Source organism: Comamonas sp. MYb21 (genome assembly GCF_037479395.1).
GTDB lineage: Bacteria > Pseudomonadota > Gammaproteobacteria > Burkholderiales > Burkholderiaceae_C > Comamonas.
On sequence record NZ_JBBGZC010000001.1, the window covers coordinates 182,677 to 201,728 of the forward strand.

The following is a 19,052-nucleotide window of genomic DNA, read 5'->3' on the forward strand; positions in this document are numbered from 1 at the left end:
CGTTGTTCGCACCGAGTTCCAGTTCGGCGCGCAGCGCGCCGCAAACTGGCAAGAAATAAAAAAGGCCCGCGCTACTATGTAGCTGCGGGCCTTTTTTATACAGCTATGGCTTAGGCTTCCGACTTGTTCTTCAGCACTTGGCGGCCACGGTAGAAACCGTTGGGGCTGATGTGGTGACGCATGTGGGTTTCACCGGTGGTGGGTTCCACAGCGATGCCAGGCACGTTCAGTGCGTTGTGCGAACGGTGCATGCCGCGCTTGGAAGGGGATTTCTTGTTTTGTTGAACAGCCATGATGGCTCCTGAGTCTTGAAAGGGTTGGTGACATGGCCTGCGCAATCACAAACGCATGCCCGAAATTTACGCGACTAGCCCATTAAAGACACGAGGGATTCGCGCGAAGCCTCAAATTATAGCAAAGATCGCAAGCAGGCTTCAAGCCACCCGAACTAGGATTGGTTTTTATCGATGCGCAGCGATGCCAGCGCCGCGAAGGGATTGGCTTTTTCCGCAGGGCGGTCGTCAAAATCCTGGGTGGCGGACTCCAGCTTCACATCCACCGGGCAGACCTCGTGCATCGGCACCATGGGCAGGGCCATCAGCAACTCATCCTCGATCAGCTCCAGCGCATCGATCTGGGGCGCCAGCACCAGCACATCTTCTTCGCTCTCGTCATCGAGCGCTGCCGCCGTGGCCTCGTCCTTCACAAAGCGGAAGGAGCGGCTGCTCTCCACCGCCACATCCACCGGGCGCATGCAGCGCTGGCACTGCAACTGCACCTGGGTTTCGGCATGCAGGTGCAGCCAGGCCTGGCCGGGGCCGCCGGTCGATTCCACCCATTCACCATCGAGCACCCAGCGCACGGGCTCGGCCGCAGCGGCCTCGCCGCGCTGGTCTTCGGCCAGCAAGCGGGCCAGCTGCCCCAGGGGCAACTCGCCTTCCAGCGAAGCGTTTTGGTGGGCAAAAGCCTTGATCTCAAGGCGATTGACTGAAAATTCCTTTGTCATGCGCGCCAGTGTAAGAGAATCTGGGCATGTCTGAATCCCTGATGCCCCGCGCCCTTGTACTGGGCTCCACCTCCCGCTACCGGCGGGAGCTCCTGTCGCGCTTTCGCCTGCCCTTCGAGACCGCCTCGCCCGATGTGGATGAAACCCCACAGCCCGGCGAAAGCCCGGCCGCGCTGGCGCTGCGCCTGGCGCTGGCCAAGGCCCATGCGGTGGCCGCCCAGTACCCCGATGCGATCGTGATCGGCTCAGACCAGGTCGCCGACCTGCACGGCCAGCCGCTGGGCAAGCCGATGGTGCATGACAAGGCCGTGGCGCAGCTGCGTGCGATGAGCGGGCAAAGCATGCAGTTCCACACCGCCGTGGCCGTGGTCTGCCAGGCCACTGGCTTTGCGCAGGCCGATACCGCCGTGGTGCGCACGGTGTTCCGCCCGCTCGAAGACGCTGAGATCGAGCGTTATCTGTTGGCAGAAACGCCCTATGACTGCGCCGGCAGCGCCAAGAGCGAAGGCCTGGGCATCACCCTGCTCGACGCCATCGAGAGCGACGACCCCACCGCCTTGATCGGCCTGCCCTTGATCCGCACAGCCCGTTTGCTGCGCGCTGCCGGATTGGTGTTGCCATGAACCAACAAACGACCAAAGGGCGCCTGTTCCTGGTCCCCACCCCCCTCGATTTTGGCTGCGCCACCGAGGCGCCGCTGACCGATGTGCTGCCGCTGCACACCGTGCAAGCCGCCGCCCGCATCACCCACTGGGTCTGCGAGAACGCCAAAAGCTGCCGCGCCTTTCTCAAGCGGGTGGATGCGGCAGCACCCCTGGCGCTGCCGCTGCAGCAGCAAAACATTGCCGAGCTGCCGCGCGAAGCCCATAAAAAAGGCGACCACCACCCGCAGACCAGCGCTGGCAGCGACAGCAGCAGCCTGATTGCCGCTGCGCTGCAAGGCCATGATGTGGGCCTGGTGAGCGAAGCGGGCATGCCCGCGATTGCCGACCCCGGCAGCTCGGTGGTGCGCGCCGCCCATGACGCGGGCATCGACGTGGTGCCGCTGGTCGGTCCCACCTCGCTGTTGCTGGCACTGGCCGCCAGCGGCCTCAATGGCCAGAACTTTGCATTCGTCGGCTATGTGCCCAGCGATGCTGCCGATCGCAGCGCCCGCCTGCGCGAGCTCGAGCAACTGGCGCTGCGCCAGGGCCAGACCCAGATCTTCATCGAGACGCCCTACCGCAACCAGGCACTGCTGGGCGCCTTGCTGCAGACCCTGCAGCCCAACACGCGCCTGTCCATCTCCAGCGGATTGACCCTGGAGAGTGCCAACACGCAAAGCCGCCTGGTCAAGCAGTGGAAGCCGCTCAATACCCACCTGGACAACCGCACCCCCATGGTGTTTGCCATTGGCCGCTAAGCCTCGCTCATGGCTGCAGCCGTTGCGGCTCGCCCATGAAAAAAGCGGTGCCTCGGCACCGCTTTGTCATTCAAGCCTAGAAGGCTGTCAGCGCACGCTGGGCAGCAGCGACATCGAGCGCAAGGTACCGACCGCGCCCGCGCCGACCGAGGCACCAAAACGCTTGGCAAAGCGCTCGGCCACATTGTCGCGGCGGGTGTAATCCACCACCTCTTCGGCACCCACGACATCGCGGGCCACCTGGTCGAGGCTGCCCAGGCCATCGGCCAGGCCCAGCTTCACGGCCTCCTGGCCCGTCCAGAACAGGCCGCTGAACGTGTCCTCGGTTTCCTTCAAACGGTCACCCCGGCCCTGGCGCACCACCTGGATGAACTGCTGGTGGATCTGGCTCAGCATCTGCTGCGCATAGGCCTTTTGCTTGTCGTTCATGGGGCTGAATGGATCGAGCATGCCCTTGTTGGCGCCAGCGGTGAGCAAGCGGCGCTCCACACCCAGCTTATCCATCGTACCGGTAAAACCAAAGCCATCCATCAGCACGCCAATGCTGCCCACGATGCTGGCCTTGTCGACATAGATGCTGTCAGCCGCAGAGGCAATGTAATACGCGGCAGAGGCGCAGGACTCCTCGACCACCGCATACATCGGCTTCTTGTACTGGGCCTTGAGGCGCACGATCTCGTCATTGATCATGCCCGCCTGCACGGGGCTGCCGCCGGGCGAGTTGATCAGCAGCACCACGGCCTTGGCGCCGTCATCTTCAAAAGCGGTGCGCAGGGCTGCAATCACAAATTCGGCACTGGCGTCCGCGCCGGAGGCGATCTCCCCCTTGAGCTCGACAACAGCCGTGTGCTCGGTCGAGGTCTTGGCGGCCGATCCGTCCGAACCAAACAGGTAGCTAACAAACGCAACCACCAGACCCAGCCAGACCAGGCGGAAGAAAATCTTCCAGCGGCGCGCTGCGCGCTGCTCCTTGAGCGTGTCAAAGGCCAGGCGCTCCAGCACCGAGCGCTCCCAGCCCGGGCTGGGTGCTGCGGCAGCGGCAGGCGCCGCAGCGGCCGTCTGCCCCCACAGGTCGGGCGCCGGCGGCGGATTGTGCTGAGGGTTGTTGTCCATGGGGTTCATCTTAAAAATCAAGAGGTTGGAGACGGTTATCCGTGTGCCAATAGACCACGCCATCACTCTCACTCAGCGCAACCTTGACCAAACCGCCACGACAGGGACCGCCGGCACAGGCTCCAGTATCGGGCACATAGGCGGCGCCATGGGTGGCGCAGAGCAACCAATTACCTGTGTCGTCGAAAAAACGCCCGGGCTGGTAGTCCATCTCCATCGCCACATGGGTGCAGCGGTTCAAATAGGCATGGACTCCCGCGTGGTAGCGGATGGCAAAGGCCTGGCAGGTCTGCCCGGCATAGACCACATCAAAGGCCACAGCGCGCCCACCGTGCAGCAGCGCATCGCTCTGGCACAAGGCAATCATCTGCGCCGGTACTTCCGCCATCACCGCACCTGTTCACCGAGGTTCATCTGACTGTACATACAGACAGTAATTGCACCATAGCTAGGCATGATCCGCCATCCACTGTTGCAGTTCAGCAACGGTATGGGCCACATACAAGGGTTTGAAAGCCTCAAAACCCGCATGGTGGTGGGCGCCATAGCTCACCCCTACGCTGGCGCAGCCGGCATTAATAGCCATTTGCAGGTCATGCGTGGTGTCACCCACCATCAATACGCGTTCGGGCGCCACATCCAGCTCGGCCATCAGCTCCTGCAGCATCAGCGGATGGGGCTTGCCAGCCGTCTCGTCGGAGGTGCGCGTCGCATGGAAGCGCCCCTTGAGCAAGGTCGTATCCAGCACCCGGTCCAGTCCCCGGCGGTTCTTGCCGGTGGCAATGGCCAGCAGGTGGCCGCTGGCGGTCAGCTGGTCCAGCAGCTCCAGCACGCCGTCAAACAAGGTCACCTGCTCCTGGCGCTTGAGGAAGTGCAGGCGGTAGCGGTTGGTCAGCGCCACCATCTGGTCCTCCGGAACATCGGGCGCGGCATGGCGCAGCGCGCTTTGCAGGCTCATGCCGATCACATACTTGGCATCCGCCAGGCTGGGCACCGTCCCCCCCACATCCCGCACCGCATCCTGGATCGACAGCGCAATGGCCGCCGTCGAGTCAAACAAGGTGCCATCCCAGTCAAAGGCAATCAGGTCAAATTGGCGGGCCATCGGGTGCTCTTTCTCTAGCTGTCACAAAATTCATCAATCGGCCGCCGAGGCCGCCGCCACAAAATCCGCCAGCTCCGGCGGCAGCTCGGCGCCCAGTTGCACGCGCTCTGCCGTCTGCGGGTGGTTGAACTGCAGGCGCCAGGCGTGCAGGAACATGCGCTTGAGGCCGTGCTTGGCCAGGCGCTTGTTCAGATCGAAGTCGCCATATTTCTCATCGCCGGCAATCGCATGGCCGCTGCTGGCCAGGTGCACCCGGATCTGGTGGGTGCGGCCAGTCTTGATCGTCACCTCCAGCAGGCTCATCGCCGGCAGGCCCAGCTGGTGCCGGGCGGCAAATACTTTTTGTACCTTGACCAGTGAGACCGAGCGCATGCCCTCGGGGTCGTCGGCCGTGGTGGCGCGCACGCGGCGCTCGCCATCGGGCAGCAGGTATTTGCGCAAGGGGGTGTCGATCACCTTCTTGTTGGCCGGCCATTCGCCGATGACCAGCGCCAGGTAGGTCTTGCCCGTCTCCCGCTCGCGGAACTGGTCCTGCAGATGGGTCAGCGCCGAGCGCTTCTTGGCCACCAGCAGGATGCCTGAGGTTTCGCGGTCGAGCCGGTGCACCAGCTCCAGAAAGCGGGCATCGGGGTGGGCGCGGCGCAGCTGCTCGATCACGCCAAAGCTGACGCCCGAGCCGCCATGCACGGCCACGCCAGCGGGTTTGTTGATCGCCAGCATGACATCGTCATCGAGCAACAAGGGAAACTCCCTAGCTGGCACCGCGCGCTCGGCTTCTTCAGGTTTTGCTGCGACGCGCACCGGCGGAATCCGCACCACATCGCCGGGCTGGACGCGAGTGTCCGCTGTCGCGCGGCCCTTGTTGATACGGACTTCACCCTGGCGGATGATGCGGTAGACATGGGTCTTGGGTACGCCCTTGAGGTGGCGCATCAGAAAATTGTCCAGGCGCTGGCCTGCGTCGTCGGGATGGACCTCGACCAGCCTTACAGCCACTGGGGGTGCTTGTGGACTACGGGGCTCGCCCGGTTTGCCCCCTATAATATGTTTCACCTGCGCGATAGAGTTATTGGTTTACCGGTGAGCAGTTTAATTCACCCACCAGTACCCGCACAGGCCGGTCGATGTCTGGCTGATCGCCTTGCCGCCCCACCTGCATACCAAAAGATTGCGCAGGGGACGCCAAGTGAATCAGGCGGACAGACACATTGAAACAACGAAAAAACAGATTTTTGGCGACAGCTGTCGCAAAGGCCTGCAACCAGGCCCCGCCCAGCTGATCGTCTTCACACCAAACATGTTGATTTTGTGGGCTTGGATGGCAACTCTCTGGCACAGCAGCAGCTGTGCGCCAGTGCGTCTTGCTGTGCCCGCTGTGCGCATGTTCTCAGGGCAAATATCCCAGCCGGAGGCAGCCCAGCGCTGGCTGGCTGCTTATTTACATGCCCTCTCCCGCGTGCCTAGATCCCCTGTGCTGACATAAGTATTACCAGCAAACATGACACGCTCTGTGAATTCTTTCGTTTCTCTGCGTCTGTCCCGGCATCTGTGGCTCCAGTAAGAGCCTGTTTATTGTTGGGATTGGAGACAGGTGCCTGACTGACAAAGGCAGCCTGTCCCGCATTACGAAGGACGCGCATCATGAAACGGATGCTGATCAACGCCACGCAAGCTGAAGAGCGCCGCCTCGCCATTGTTGATGGCCAAAAGCTGCTGGACTACGAAATTGAAATCGAAGGCCGCGAACAACGCAAAGGCAATATCTACAAAGCCGTTGTTACCCGGGTCGAGCCCTCTCTGGAAGCCTGTTTTGTCGACTACGGCGAAGACCGCCACGGCTTTCTGCCCTTCAAGGAAATCTCCAAACAGTATTTCGCCGAAGGCGTCTCCCCCAGCCAGGCCCGCATCAATGATGTGATCAAGGAAGGCCAGGAGCTGATCGTCCAGGTCGAGAAGGAAGAGCGTGGCAACAAGGGCGCGGCCCTGACCACCTTCATCTCGCTGGCAGGCCGCTATGTGGTGCTGATGCCCAACAACCCCCGAGGTGGTGGTGTCTCGCGCCGCATCGAAGGCGACGAGCGCGCCGAGCTCAAGGAGGCGATGGACCAGCTCGAGTACCCCAAGGGCATGTCCATCATCGCACGCACGGCTGGCATTGGCCGCAGCGCGCCTGAGCTGCAATGGGACCTGAACTACCTGCTCAAGCTCTGGGGCGCCATCGACGGCGCTGCCAAGTCGGGCAAGGGCGCCTTCCTGATCTACCAGGAATCGAGCCTGGTGATCCGCGCGATCCGCGACTATTTCCACAATGACATCGGCGACATCCTGATCGACACCGATGACATTTATGAACAAGCCCAGCAGTTCATGGCCCATGTGATGCCTGAGCACGCTGCCCGCGTCAAGCGCTACCGCGATGATGCGCCGCTGTTCAGCCGCTTCCAGATCGAGCACCAGATCGAGTCGGCCTACTCGCGCACCGTGACACTGCCATCGGGCGGCGCCATCGTGATCGACCACACCGAAGCGCTGGTCTCCATCGACGTGAACTCGGCCCGCGCCATCAAGGGCGGCGACATCGAGGAAACCGCCACCCGCACCAACCTGGAAGCCGCTGACGAAGTGGCCCGCCAGATGCGCCTGCGCGACCTGGGCGGCCTGATCGTGATCGACTTCATCGACATGGAAGAGTCGAAGAACCGCCGCGATGTGGAAAGCCGCCTGCGTGACGCGCTGCGCCAGGACCGTGCCCGCGTGCAGTTCGGCACCATCAGCAAGTTCGGCCTGATGGAGATGAGCCGCCAGCGCCTCAAGCCGGCGCTGAGCGAGGGCGCCCACATCAACTGCCCACGCTGCGGCGGCTCCGGCCACATCCGCGATGCGGAAAGCTCGGCGCTGCAGATCCTGCGCATCATCCAGGAAGAGTCGATGAAGGACAACACGGCAGCGGTGAACTGCCAGGTGCCTGTCGAAGTTGCCTCCTTCCTGCTCAACGAAAAGCGCACCGAAATCCAGAAGATCGAGCTCAAGCAGCGCGTGTCCGTCACCATGGTGCCCAACAAGGCGCTGGAGACCCCGCACTACAAGCTCGAGCGCATGAAGCACGACGACCCGCGTCTGGACTCGATGGAAGCGAGCTACAAGCTGGCCGACCCCGAAGAGGAAAGCCTGGGCTTTACCCGCCGCTCGCAAGAGCCGACCAACAAGCAGACCCCCGTCATCAAGGGCGTGCTGCCCGATGCACCGGCACCGATTGCCGAGCCACGCCCAGCGCCCGCTGCCCGTACGGCCAGCCCGCAAAACGGCAAGCCCGCTGGCACCCCCGCCGCAGCGCCTGCTGCCGCACCGGTGGCTGCCCCGCAAAAGGGCTTCTTCGCCTGGCTCAAGCGCTTCTTCGGCATGGCCCCTGAACCCGCACCAGCGCCCGTGCCTGCACCCGCAGCAGCACCTGCTGGCGAGGCCCGCCGTGAAAACCGCGATGGCCGCAACGCCAACAACCGTGGCGGCCGAGGTGACCGTGCAGAGCGCGGCGACCGGGGTGAGCGCAAGGATGGCAACCGCCCAGCCCGTGGCGAGCGCGCCGAAGGTGAACGCGGTGAGCGCAATGGCCGTGGCAACAACGGCGCAGCCGACGGCAGCCGCAGCCCCCGTGGTGGCGACCAGGAAGGCCGCAACCGCCGTGGTGAGCGCGGTGACCGCCAGGAGCGCAACCGCCGTGACGACGCCCCGCTGAACCCGCAAGCCGGCGACAACGCCGCCGCCAATGGCGAGCGCCAGGAACGCGCCCCCCGCCCCGAACGCGCTCCCCGCGAGCCGCGTGAAGGCCGCCGTGACCGTGGTGCTGAACGTGGTGAGCGCCAGGACCGCCGCAACAACGGTGACGAGGCGGCCCAGCCCCTCAACGCCGTGGCACCGGCACCGATCAACGCCGATGCGGTGATCGCCTCGCTGCCCTCGCTGGACCTGGAGACCGGTAACCAGCCGGCCCCAGCCGCTGATGCAGACGGTGCAACGCCAGAGCGCCGTGAGCGCCGCTCGCGTGACCGCTATGGCCGTGACCGCCGCAACCGTGGTGAGCGCGAGCGCAATGGCCGTGACGAGCAAGCCGAAGGCGACAACGCCGCCGCTGACTCGGGCTTTGGCGCCGATGCCGCCCCTGCCGCCTCCACCATGTCGCAAGATGGCGACGAGGCACCCCGCCGCAGCTACTTCAACGCAGCGCCTGCTGCCGCACCCGTAGAAGCCGCAGCGCCCGCCGTGGCTGATGTGGCCGATGCTGCAGCAGCTCCCGCCCCTGTGGCGCAAGCCGAGGCAGCGGTTGCCGCTCCGGAAGCAACACCCGTGGCCGTTGTCGCCGCTGTGGCCCCTGTCGTGCCTGCAGCGCCTGTCGCAGCAGCACCGGTGGTTGCCGCTCCTGCGCCCGTCGCCGCCGAGCCTGCCAAGGCCGGTCTGCCAGCGATCGCCAGCTACAGCCTGCCACTGGATGCCCTGCACCAGATCGCCAGCACCGCAGGTCTGCAATGGATCAACTCCGATGCCGACAAGATCGCAGCAGTGCAAGCGGCCATTGCCGCCGAGCCCAAGCCCGTGCATGTGCCGCGTGAGCGCCAGCCCGTGGTGCAGATCGACCAGGGCCCGCTGATCCTTGTCGAGACGCGCAAGGATCTGACCGACCTGGTGCTGCCTTTTGAGCGCGAATCCGCTTAAAAAGCGCTGACCCCGCAACCCTCAGGCCGGAGCGATCCGGCCTGTTTCATTGATGGAGCCCCTGATGCTGTTTCTGCTCTCGCCTGCCAAATCTCTGGACTATGAAACCCCGCTGCCCGCCGGCCTGGCCAGCACGCAGCCGCAGTTCATTCCCCAGTCCAAGGCCTTGATCGCGGTGCTGCGCACGCAGTCGCCCCAGCAGATTGCCAGCCTGATGGACATCAGCGACAAGCTCGCTGCGCTGAATGTGGCCCGCTATGAGGCCTGGTCGCCCAAGTTCAGCAGCAAGAACGCGCGTCAGGCCATCATGGCCTTCAACGGCGATGTCTACGACGGCCTGCAGGCCCCCACCTTGAACCCCAAGCAGTTGGACTGGGCGCAGTCCCACCTGTGCATGCTCAGCGGCCTCTACGGCGTGCTGCGCCCGCTCGATCTGATGCAGCCCTACCGGCTGGAGATGGGCACGCGCCTGGCAACCGACCAGGGCAGCAACCTCTACCACTTCTGGGGCACGCAGATCGCCGACTACCTCAATGCGCAGCAGGCGAGCGAAGACAAGCCCGTCGTCGTCAACCTGGCCTCGCAGGAGTACTTCAAATCGGTCGACCGCAAGGTGCTGCGCGCCCGCGTCATCGACTGCAGCTTTGAAGACTACAAGAACGGCCAGTACAAGATCATCAGCTTCTTTGCCAAGAAGGCACGCGGCCTGATGGCGCGCTACGCGATTGAGCACCAGACCAAGACGCCGGCGGCCTTGAAGAAGTTCAGCACCGCGGGCTACGCCTTCACGCCCGAGGCATCGAGCGAAGACCATTTCGTGTTCAGGCGCAAAGTCGATTGATGCGACTTTGATGCACAATGGGCCGCGAAAGGAATCTGATGACAGCCTCGCAACCCCTCACCCCGGAACTGCGCGCCTGGATCATTGATCAGGCCAGCGCCGGCGTCAGCGCCGACCGCGTCTTCAAAGCGATGTGCGATGCCGGCTGGAACGCCGATGTCGCCGAGTCCGCGATGGAGTCGGTGCTGACCGAGCACCTCGCGCAGTTGCAGGCGAGCCAGGGGACCGCTGCTGCGGCCTCCCAGCCAGCTGCCCTATCCCGTCCCCTGCCCGAGCCCAGCCTGGGCCAATCGCCCTCCAGCATCGATGTCGGTGACCGCGAGGTCAGCGTGCTGCTGGCCCTGCAGCACCCGCGCGTCGTCGTGTTCGGCAATCTGCTGTCCGACGAGGAGTGCGACGCCATCATCGCTGCGGCCGAGCCGCGCATGCAGCGCTCGCTGACCGTCGAGACCAAGACTGGCGGCGAAGAAGTCAATGCCGACCGCACCAGCGACGGCATGTTCTTCCAGCGCGAGGAAACGCCCGCCGTCGCCGCGCTGGAGCGCCGCATCGCCAAGCTGGTCAACTGGCCGGAAAACCATGGCGAAGGCCTACAGGTGCTGCACTACCGGCCTGGCGCCGAGTACAAGCCGCACTACGACTATTTCGACCCGACCCAGCCGGGCACACCGACGATTTTGAAGCGTGGCGGCCAGCGCCTGGCCACCTTGGTGATCTACCTGAACAACCCGCAAGCTGGCGGCGGCACCAGCTTCCCCGATGTGGGGCTGGAAGTCGCGCCGCGCCGCGGCAATGCGGTGTTCTTCAGCTACCCCGCGCCCGACCCCGCAACCAAAAGCCTGCATGGCGGCTCACCGGTGATTGCCGGCGAGAAATGGATCGCCACCAAGTGGTTGCGCGAGGGCGAATTCAAGTAAACCGCAGCCGCCGCCGGGCCCCCGCGCCGGCAGCGGCCGCTTTTTGTTCCACAGCATGACCGTCTCTCCTTCGCCCGAGCAATCGCCCCTGGGCCAGCGCTCCGCGTACATCGACCAGTACGACCCCACCCTGCTCTTTCCGCTGCCACGCCAGGCCAAGCGCGACGAGATCGGCCTGCAGCCCGACAAGCTGCCCTTTTTTGGCGCCGACCTGTGGACGGCCTATGAAGTCTCCTGGCTCAACCTGCGCGGCAAGCCCCAGGTGGCGCTGGTGAGCTTCACCATCCCTTGCGAGACGCCCAACATCGTCGAGAGCAAGTCCTTCAAGCTCTACCTCAACAGCTTCAACAACAGCCGCTTTGGCTCGGTCGATGAGGTGCGCGCCAAGCTGCTCGCCGATATCAGCGAAGCCGTATGGCGCGGCGCGCCCTACCAGGCCTCGGTCGGCGTGCAGATGATCGACCCCGAGGTATTCGACACCCTGCCACTGCAAGAGCTCGACGGCCTGAACCTGGACCGGCTGGACATCGACTGCGAGCACTACCAGCCCCAACCCCAGCTGCTGCGCGCCGCTTTTGACGAGGCGCCCGTCACCGAGACGCTCAGCAGCCGCCTGCTCAAGAGCAACTGCCTGGTCACCGGCCAGCCCGACTGGGGCAGCGTGCGCATCAGCTACACCGGCCCGGCGATCGACCAGGAGCGTCTGCTGCAGTACATCGTGAGCTTTCGCAACCACAACGAGTTCCATGAGCAGTGCGTCGAGCGCATGTTTGTCGATATCTGGCAGCACTGCAAGCCGATCCGCCTGACGGTCTATGCCCGCTACACGCGCCGGGGGGGCCTGGACATCAACCCGCTGCGCACCAGCCAGCCGATGGCCCTGCCGGCCAATATCCGTACTGCACGCCAGTAATCAGTCCAGATCGCCGAACAGCGGCAAGGTGTAGGGGTCGGCCTTGTGCTCGGCAATGGCCGGGCGGCTTTGCGCCTGGCGCAGTGCCTGGCGCATGGCCTGCCAGTCGCCCACCAGGCCTTGCGCCAAGGCCTGCTCCAAAGGCAGCAGCCCACCCACCCGCACCCCCAGGAGCCGCAGGCGCTGGTCCAAAGGCGCGCGCTTCAAGCACTGGCCGGCCGCATGCCGGATGGCGGCGGCATCCTGGGTATAGAGCGGCAGGCTGTGGTCGCGCGTGGCGATGCGAAAGTCCGGGTAGCGCAGCTTGATGCCAATCGTGCGCCCCACATAGCCCTTGCGCTGCAAATCGGCCGCCACCATCTGGCACAGCTCGGTAAAGATCGCGCCCAGCTCGGCCTTGTCGCGCACCGCATGCAGGTCGCGGTCAAACGTGGTCTCGCGGCTCATCGAGACCGGCTCGCTCTCGGTCACCACGGGCCGGTTATCCCGCCCCCAGCTCGATGCATGCAGCCAGGCGCCGTAGCTGCGGCCAAAGTGTTCCACCAACCAGGGCAGGTCCTTGGCGGCCAGATCGCCCAAGGTGCTGATTCCCAGTGCCTGCAGCTTGGCATCGGCCTTGGGGCCCACGCCATTGATCTTGCGGCAGGCCAGCGGCCAGATCATCGTTTGCAGATCGCTCTCCAGCACGATGGACACGCCATTGGGCTTGTTGAACTCGCTGGCCATCTTGGCCAGCTGCTTGTTGGGGGCCACCCCGACCGAGCAGGTCAGCCCGGTGGCCGCATGGATCGCGGCCTGCATGCGCAGCGCCAGGCTGCGGCCATGGTCGTCCTGGCCGCCTTCGACATGGGTGAAGTCGATATAGACCTCGTCCACGCCCCGGTCCTCCATCTGCGGCGCCATCGCGGTGATGATGGCCTTGAACTGGCGCGAGAAATGCCGGTAGCGTGCAAAGTCCACCGGCAGCAGAATGGCTTGCGGGCAAAGCTTGGCCGCCTTCATCATGCCCATGGCCGAGCCCACGCCAAAGGCGCGCGCCGGGTAGGTGGCCGTCGTGATCACGCCCCGGCCCACATAGTCCTTGAGCTGAGGAAAGGCCTCGGGCGGGATCTCGTCCAGGCGATCGCCATAGCGGGCTTTGAGCGCCTCATCTTCTGCCCGGCGGCCCCCGCCAATGATGACGGGCAGCCCCTTGAGCTGCGGATAGCGCAGCAGCTCGGCCGAGGCATAGAAGGCATCCATGTCCAGATGCGCAATGCGGCGGCGCGGCGGCAGAACAACAGGCGATGGCGAGGGGGCGGAGCACACCCGGCTATTGTCCCCCAGCGCGGCGCGGCTTGCAGCGGCCAGCGGCGCAAAACCAGCAGCGGAGGCTGCCGAGCCGGCTGCTGCGGGCGGTCAGTGGTCGTGGTGCAGATAGGCGGCCTGCTTGGGCAGGCGCAGGCTGAACAAAAAGGCAATCACCATCATCACCGACACATACCAGAAGAAGGCGTTTTCATGGCCGGCATTCTTCAGCGCCAGCGCCACAAACTCGGCCGAGCCACCAAAAATCGCATTGGCCACCGCATAGGCCAGGCCCACGCCCAGCGCGCGCACCTCGGGCGGGAACATCTCCGCTTTGACGATGCCCGAGATCGAGGTGTAGAAGCTCACAATCGCCAGCGCGACCAGGATCAACAGGCCGGCCGTCACCGGCGACGAGGCCTGGTGCATGGTCGTCAGAATCGGCACCGTGCCCAGGGCACCCAGCGCACCAAACAGCATCATGCTGGTGCGCCGGCCAATGCGGTCGGACAGCGCGCCAAACAGCGGCTGCATGCACATGTACACAAAGAGGCACACGGTCATCACGTAACTGGCCGTCTTGATCGGCAGGCCCACGCTATTGACCAGGTACTTTTGCATATAGGTGGTGAAGGTGTAGAAGATCAGCGAGCCGCCGGCCGTATAGCCCAGCACGGTGACAAAGGCGCGCCAGTGGTGCTTGAACAGGTTGGCCAGGGTGCCGGTGTCCTTGTTCTGCATCGCCTCGGTAGACTGGGTCTCATGCAGAGTCCGGCGCAGCAGCATGGCCACAACAGCGGCCGCAGCGCCCACGACAAACGGTATGCGCCAGCCCCAGGCACGCAGCTCGGCGTCCGTCAGCACCGCTTCCAAAATCACGATCAGCAGCACGGCCAGCAGCTGGCCGCCGATCAGGGTCACATACTGGAACGAAGAGAAAAAGCCGCGCTGGCCCTTGAGGGCCACTTCGCTCATATAGGTGGCCGTGGTGCCATATTCACCACCCACCGACAGGCCCTGGAACAAGCGGCACATCAGCAGCAAAAACGGCGCCCAGGCCCCAATCTGCGCATAGGTGGGCAGGCAGGCAATCACCAAGGAGCCAGCGCACATCATCGTCACCGAGATCAGCATCGACTTCTTGCGGCCGTACTTGTCGGCAATGCGGCCAAACAGCCAGCCACCGATGGGACGCATCAAAAAGCCGGCGGCAAAAACGCCGGCGGTGTTGAGCAGCTGTACGGTGGGATCCCCCTTGGGGAAGAAGGCGGCGGCAAAGTAGATGGCCGAGAACGCATAGACATAGAAGTCAAACCATTCGACCAGGTTGCCCGATGAGGCCGCCATGATGGAGAAAATGCGGTGGCGCTTTTCTTCAGGGCTGTAATGGGGAGGGGTGTTGGCCGAAGTCTGGGCGGCCGATGGCCCAGATCCTGGCACGGAGGGTGTTGTCATTGGAGTGGTCCCGTGTAGCAATGCAGACCATGATGCGCCGCCTGCGAGACCCTCTGATGTCAGACGGGCGCTGAATTTCCACCGCCCGCGCCCACCCCATGGACTAGAGCTGGGTGCAGATCACCACAATGCCGACCAGCATCAGCGCAATGCCCCATTTCTCATTGCGGCGCAACTGCTCCTTGAGCACCCGGCGCGAGACCAGGTAGCTGAACACCACCTCGACCATGCCCAGGGTACGCACCGATGCGGCGCTTTGCAACGCATAGGCGCTGAACCAGGCGAGCGACGCCGCACTGCCCATGCAGCCCGCCAGCAGCGACACGCGCCAGGCCTTGGCAATGCGCAGCAGCACGCTGCGGTCACGCCAGAGGAACCAGGCCCCCATCGCCAAGGTCTGCATGCACTGCGCAATGAACACGCCCCAGGCGCCCGACAGCAGCGCGCTCGGCGCATTGAGCGCCAGCGCCGCACCCCGAAAGCCCACCGTCGCAATCGCAAAGCAGGCGCCGCAAATGAGGCCATACATCGCAGCCTTGCTGCGCCAGTCGAGCTTGGCGCCGATCTGGCGCGGCGGCAAGGACAGCAGCGCCACGCCAATGGTGGCAATGGCCATCGCCGCCAGCGCCCAGTAGGTGGGCAGCTCGCCCAAGAAGACCGCGCCAAACAGCGCCACCTGCAGCACCTCGGTTTTGGACAGGGTCACGGCGACGGCAAAATTGCGTTGCTGCATCGCCAGCAGCAAGGCGCCAGTCGCTGCGATCTGGAAGAACGCGCCCAGCGCCAGCCAGCCAAAATAGGCGCCCGTCCAATGCGCTATCTCAGGCGCCTTGGCGGGCAAGGTGTAGAGCAGCACCAGCGCCAGCGCAGCCAGCGGCAGGCCATAGAGAAAGCGCACCAAGGTGGCGGGCCAGGTACCCAGGTCGCGGGTCAGCGAGCGCTGCGCCGCATTGCGCGCCGTCTGCGCGATGGCGGCAAACACCACCAGCCCCATCCACCAACCACCCCATTGCATTCCCGCTCCATCAGCCATTAGCACATCCACTTCATCACCAGGGCCCCGATGGTAGGCGATCACGGCCCCTTGTGCGCCTGCATTTGGCGATGCGAGCCTGCGGCATCAAGAGGGGCTGCATTGCAGCGGCCCAGCATCTCGGTCAATAAGGCTGGGGATAGGTGCCGGGCACCAGAATGCGCTGGTCCACATTGTTGATGTTGGTATGGCCGCAAAAGGCCATCGACACATCGAGCTCCTTGTGGATGATCTGCAGCGCGCGCGTCACGCCCTCCTGGCCATAGGCGCCCAGGCCGTACAGAAAGCTGCGGCCGATCAAGGTGCCCTGGGCGCCCAGTGCGCGGGCCTTGAGGACATCCTGGCCACTGCGGATGCCACTGTCCAGCCAGACCTCGATGTCCTTGCCAGCAGCCTGCACGATGGACGGCAGCGCATCGATGGTCGCCGGTGCGCCATCGAGCTGGCGGCCGCCGTGGTTGCTGACGATCAGCGCGTCCGCACCCGTCTCCGCCGCCAGCCGCGCATCCTCGGCCTCCATGATGCCCTTGAGGATCAGCTTGCCACCCCAGCGCTTCTTGATACACTCCACATCGCCCCAGTTCAGGCAGGGGTCGAACTGGTCGGCCGTCCAGGACGACAGCGAGCTCACATCGCCCACGCCATCGACATGGCCGACGATATTGCCAAAGGTGCGGCGCTTGGTGCCCAGCATGCCCATGCACCAGCGCGGCTTGGTCGCCAGGTTGATGAGGTTCTTGATCGTCGGCTTGGGCGGTGTGGACAGGCCGTTCTTGATGTCCTTGTGGCGCTGGCCCAGGATCTGCAGATCCAGCGTGAGCTGCAGCGCCGAGCAGTTGGCCGCCTTGGCCCGGTCGATCAGGCGCTCCATAAAGCCCCGGTCACGCATCACATAGAGCTGAAACCAGAAGGGATGGCGGCCGGTGTGCTCGGCCACATCTTCGAGCGAGCAGATGCTCATCGTCGACAAGGTGAACGGGATGCCAAAGGCCTTGGCCGCGCGGGCCGCCAGGATTTCGCCATCGGCATGCTGCATGCCCGTGAGGCCCGTGGGCGCAATGGCCACGGGCATGCTGACCTCTTGCCCCACCATCGTGCTGCGCGTGCTGCGTCCTTCCATATTGACTGCCACACGCTGGCGCAACTTGATCTTGTGGAACGCCGCTTCGTTGTCGCGGTAGGTGCCCTGGGTGTAGGAGCCCGAGTCCGCATAGTCGTAAAACATCCGAGGCACGCGCTTTTCGGCCAGGACGCGCAAATCTTCAATACATGTGATCTTGGATAAATCAGCCACAAATCTTCCTTGTTATCAAGCCACTGCAGCGGCGCTGGCGGCCAGGCCCTCTGTGTAACCCGCTGTGCCCGGCGTCCTTGTCACGCAGGCGGCAAACCCCACAGCTTCGTTACAAGAGCTAGGGGTTTTACAGGACTGCAGGCAGCCAGTTAGGCCGACATTATGTCGATGTTCTATCCATCCAGGTGTTTTTGGCATAACAGCAGTGCATAGCCATCCTGGTGGTGCATGGCCTCCCGGCCGCGCGCTTGCGCTGCGCTACAACGAGGAGTCAGGCATGGTTTGGCAACAGATCTACAACCCGGTGGGCAATATGGTGCTCTCCACCTTGCTGGCGGCGCTGCCGGTGGTGGTGATGCTCGTAGGGCTGGGTTTTCTCCACCTCAAGGCCCATATTGCGGCCGGCGCCGGCCTGGTCTGCGCCCTGCTCATCGCGATCGTGGTCTATGGCATGCCGGCCGATATGGCGGGCCGCGCAGCGGTGTTTGGGGGGCTCACGGGCCTGCTGCCCATTGGCTGGATCGTGCTGAACATCATCTTTTTGCACCAGCTCACAGAGCACAACGGCAGCTTCAAGATCCTGCAGGACTCGATTGCCGGCATCACCGAGGACCGGCGCATCCAGCTGCTGCTGATCGCCTTTGCCTTTGGCGCCTTTTTTGAAGGGGCGGCGGGCTTTGGCACGCCGGTGGCGGTCACGGCGGCGATCCTGATCGGCCTGGGTTTTTCACCGCTGGCAGCCTCGGGCCTGTCGCTGATTGCCAATACCGCGCCCGTCGCCTTTGGCGCGCTGGGCACGCCGGTGATCACCCTGGCCAAGGTCCATGGCTATGACGTGATGGAGGTCACCGCAATGGTCGGCCGCCAGCTGCCCTTCTTCTCGGTGCTGGTTCCGTTCTGGCTGATCTGGGCCTTTGCCGGCCGCAAGGCGATGGTGGAGATCTGGCCGGCCATCCTGGTCACCGGCCTGTCGTTTGCGATTCCGCAGTACCTGGTGTCCAACTTCATCGGCCCGGAGCTGGTCGACATCATTGCCGCCATCGTCTCCATGGGCTGCCTGATCGGCTTTCTGCGCGTATGGCAGCCCAAGAACATCTGGCGCAGCACCTCGCTCAAGGGCCGCGACACCAGCGAAGACACCACGGCCAAGCCCCGCGCCGTGGTGGCCCATGCCCGCGCCGATGTGATCCGCGCCTGGACGCCCTGGGCCATCCTGACCGTGTTTGTGTTCATCTGGGGCCTGCCTTCGGTCAAGGCCGCGCTCAACGGCCTGTTTGCGCCGTCCTTCCCAATGACGGGGCTGCACAACATGATCGAGAAGGTGCCGCCCGTGGTGCCCCAGCCCACCAAGGAAGGTGCGGTCTATGTGCTCAACCTGCTGTCGGCCACCGGCACCGGCATTCTGCTGTCGGCCATCGTCGGCGGCCTGGTGATGAAGTACAGCCCACTGGCCCTCATCAAGCAATTTCTCAAGACGATCTGGCTGGTGCGCTTTTCACTGCTGACCATTGTGCTGATGCTGGCGCTGGGCACCCTCACCCGCTACTCCGGCACCGACACTACCTTGGGCCTGGCCTTTGCCAACACCGGCGTGTTCTACCCCTTCTTTGGCACGATGATGGGTTGGCTGGGCGTGGCGCTGACGGGCTCGGACACGGCATCCAACGTGCTGTTTGGCGGCATGCAGAAGGTCGCTGCCGAGCAGCTGGGCCTGTCGCCCAACCTGATGGGCGCGGCCAACAGCTCGGGCGGCGTGATGGGCAAGATGATCGATGCCCAGTCCATCGTCGTGGCCTCTACCGCCACGCGCTGGTTCAACCATGAGGGCGACATTCTGCGCTACGTGTTCTTCCACTCGGTGGCGCTCGCCACCTTGGTGGGCATCTTTGTCACCTTGCAGGCCTATGTCTACCCCTTCACCTTGATGGTGGTGAAGTAAGCACCACGGGGCTCCCAGAGGAGCCCCGTTCATCGCATCC

17 protein-coding genes are annotated in these 19,052 nt (G+C 64.2%); 7 read left to right on the plus strand and 10 right to left on the minus strand.

What is annotated here, in order from left to right; translation table 11 throughout:
- Positions 1–110: 110 nt before the first annotated feature.
- Complete coding sequence (gene rpmF, locus WH367_RS00875; RefSeq protein ID WP_021027949.1) at positions 111–293, minus strand: 50S ribosomal protein L32; 183 nt, start codon at positions 291–293, stop codon at positions 111–113.
- 155 nt (positions 294–448) lie between these two features.
- The gene (locus WH367_RS00880; RefSeq protein ID WP_339518259.1) at positions 449–1,006 is read right to left on the minus strand and encodes a YceD family protein; all 558 of its coding nucleotides are present in this window, start codon (positions 1,004–1,006) and stop codon (positions 449–451) included.
- 26 nt (positions 1,007–1,032) lie between these two features.
- On the opposite strand from WH367_RS00880, the gene WH367_RS00885 reads away from it, so the two are divergent.
- Together WH367_RS00885 and WH367_RS00890 are read left to right on the plus strand one after the other, a co-directional pair.
- A complete protein-coding gene (locus WH367_RS00885; protein ID WP_339518261.1) occupies positions 1,033–1,629 on the plus strand; it encodes a Maf family nucleotide pyrophosphatase in 597 nt (198 codons plus the stop codon).
- Positions 1,626–2,408 carry an SAM-dependent methyltransferase gene (locus WH367_RS00890; RefSeq protein ID WP_339533745.1) on the plus strand — a complete coding sequence of 261 codons (783 nt, stop codon included), beginning with the start codon at positions 1,626–1,628 and terminating at the stop codon, positions 2,406–2,408. Before WH367_RS00885 ends, WH367_RS00890 begins: the two co-directional genes overlap by 4 nt.
- Before the next feature lie 87 nt (positions 2,409–2,495).
- Here WH367_RS00890 and WH367_RS00895 read toward each other — a convergent pair whose 3' ends face one another.
- The 4 genes from WH367_RS00895 to WH367_RS00910 are packed head-to-tail and all read right to left on the minus strand — an operon-like array spanning position 2,496 to position 5,679.
- Positions 2,496–3,530, minus strand: coding sequence for a S49 family peptidase (locus WH367_RS00895; protein ID WP_052330112.1), 1,035 nt, complete (start codon positions 3,528–3,530; stop codon positions 2,496–2,498).
- 1 nt (position 3,531) lies between these two features.
- The gene (locus WH367_RS00900) at positions 3,532–3,909 is read right to left on the minus strand and encodes a Rieske (2Fe-2S) protein (protein ID WP_021027944.1); all 378 of its coding nucleotides are present in this window, start codon (positions 3,907–3,909) and stop codon (positions 3,532–3,534) included.
- Between the two features lie 60 nt (positions 3,910–3,969).
- A complete protein-coding gene (locus WH367_RS00905) occupies positions 3,970–4,626 on the minus strand; it encodes an HAD-IA family hydrolase (protein ID WP_339533747.1) in 657 nt (218 codons plus the stop codon).
- Positions 4,627–4,659: 33 nt separating this feature from the next.
- A complete protein-coding gene (locus WH367_RS00910) occupies positions 4,660–5,679 on the minus strand; it encodes an RluA family pseudouridine synthase (RefSeq protein WP_312988773.1) in 1,020 nt (339 codons plus the stop codon).
- 588 nt (positions 5,680–6,267) lie between these two features.
- Between WH367_RS00910 and WH367_RS00915 the strand changes: the two genes are divergently transcribed.
- From WH367_RS00915 to queF, 4 genes are all read left to right on the plus strand, one after another.
- Positions 6,268–9,333 (plus strand): Rne/Rng family ribonuclease, encoded by a 3,066-nt coding sequence (locus WH367_RS00915; RefSeq protein WP_339533749.1) that lies wholly within the window; start codon positions 6,268–6,270, stop codon positions 9,331–9,333.
- A 64-nt stretch (positions 9,334–9,397) separates the two neighbouring features.
- On the plus strand, positions 9,398–10,174 hold the full coding sequence (yaaA, locus tag WH367_RS00920; RefSeq protein WP_339533750.1) for a peroxide stress protein YaaA: 777 nt from the start codon (positions 9,398–9,400) through the stop codon (positions 10,172–10,174).
- A 38-nt stretch (positions 10,175–10,212) separates the two neighbouring features.
- The gene (locus WH367_RS00925; protein WP_021027588.1) at positions 10,213–11,091 is read left to right on the plus strand and encodes a 2-oxoglutarate-dependent dioxygenase; all 879 of its coding nucleotides are present in this window, start codon (positions 10,213–10,215) and stop codon (positions 11,089–11,091) included.
- 55 nt (positions 11,092–11,146) lie between these two features.
- Positions 11,147–12,004, plus strand: a complete 858-nt coding sequence (queF, locus tag WH367_RS00930; RefSeq protein WP_339533752.1) for an NADPH-dependent 7-cyano-7-deazaguanine reductase QueF — start codon at positions 11,147–11,149, stop codon at positions 12,002–12,004.
- Here queF and WH367_RS00935 read toward each other — a convergent pair whose 3' ends face one another.
- The 4 genes from WH367_RS00935 to WH367_RS00950 all read right to left on the minus strand — a co-directional run bounded on the left by WH367_RS00935 (position 12,005) and on the right by WH367_RS00950 (position 17,073).
- Entirely contained in the window at positions 12,005–13,246 is a 1,242-nt protein-coding gene (locus WH367_RS00935) for a Y-family DNA polymerase (protein ID WP_339533754.1), read from the minus strand.
- Between the two features lie 156 nt (positions 13,247–13,402).
- A complete protein-coding gene (locus tag WH367_RS00940; RefSeq protein ID WP_043340784.1) occupies positions 13,403–14,746 on the minus strand; it encodes an MFS family transporter in 1,344 nt (447 codons plus the stop codon).
- Positions 14,747–14,849: 103 nt separating this feature from the next.
- The gene (locus tag WH367_RS00945; RefSeq protein WP_339533756.1) at positions 14,850–15,761 is read right to left on the minus strand and encodes a DMT family transporter; all 912 of its coding nucleotides are present in this window, start codon (positions 15,759–15,761) and stop codon (positions 14,850–14,852) included.
- 142 nt (positions 15,762–15,903) lie between these two features.
- Entirely contained in the window at positions 15,904–17,073 is a 1,170-nt protein-coding gene (locus WH367_RS00950; protein WP_339533758.1) for an alpha-hydroxy acid oxidase, read from the minus strand.
- A 277-nt stretch (positions 17,074–17,350) separates the two neighbouring features.
- Between WH367_RS00950 and WH367_RS00955 the strand changes: the two genes are divergently transcribed.
- The gene (locus WH367_RS00955) at positions 17,351–19,012 is read left to right on the plus strand and encodes an L-lactate permease (RefSeq protein WP_339533759.1); all 1,662 of its coding nucleotides are present in this window, start codon (positions 17,351–17,353) and stop codon (positions 19,010–19,012) included.
- Positions 19,013–19,052 lie beyond the last annotated feature (40 nt).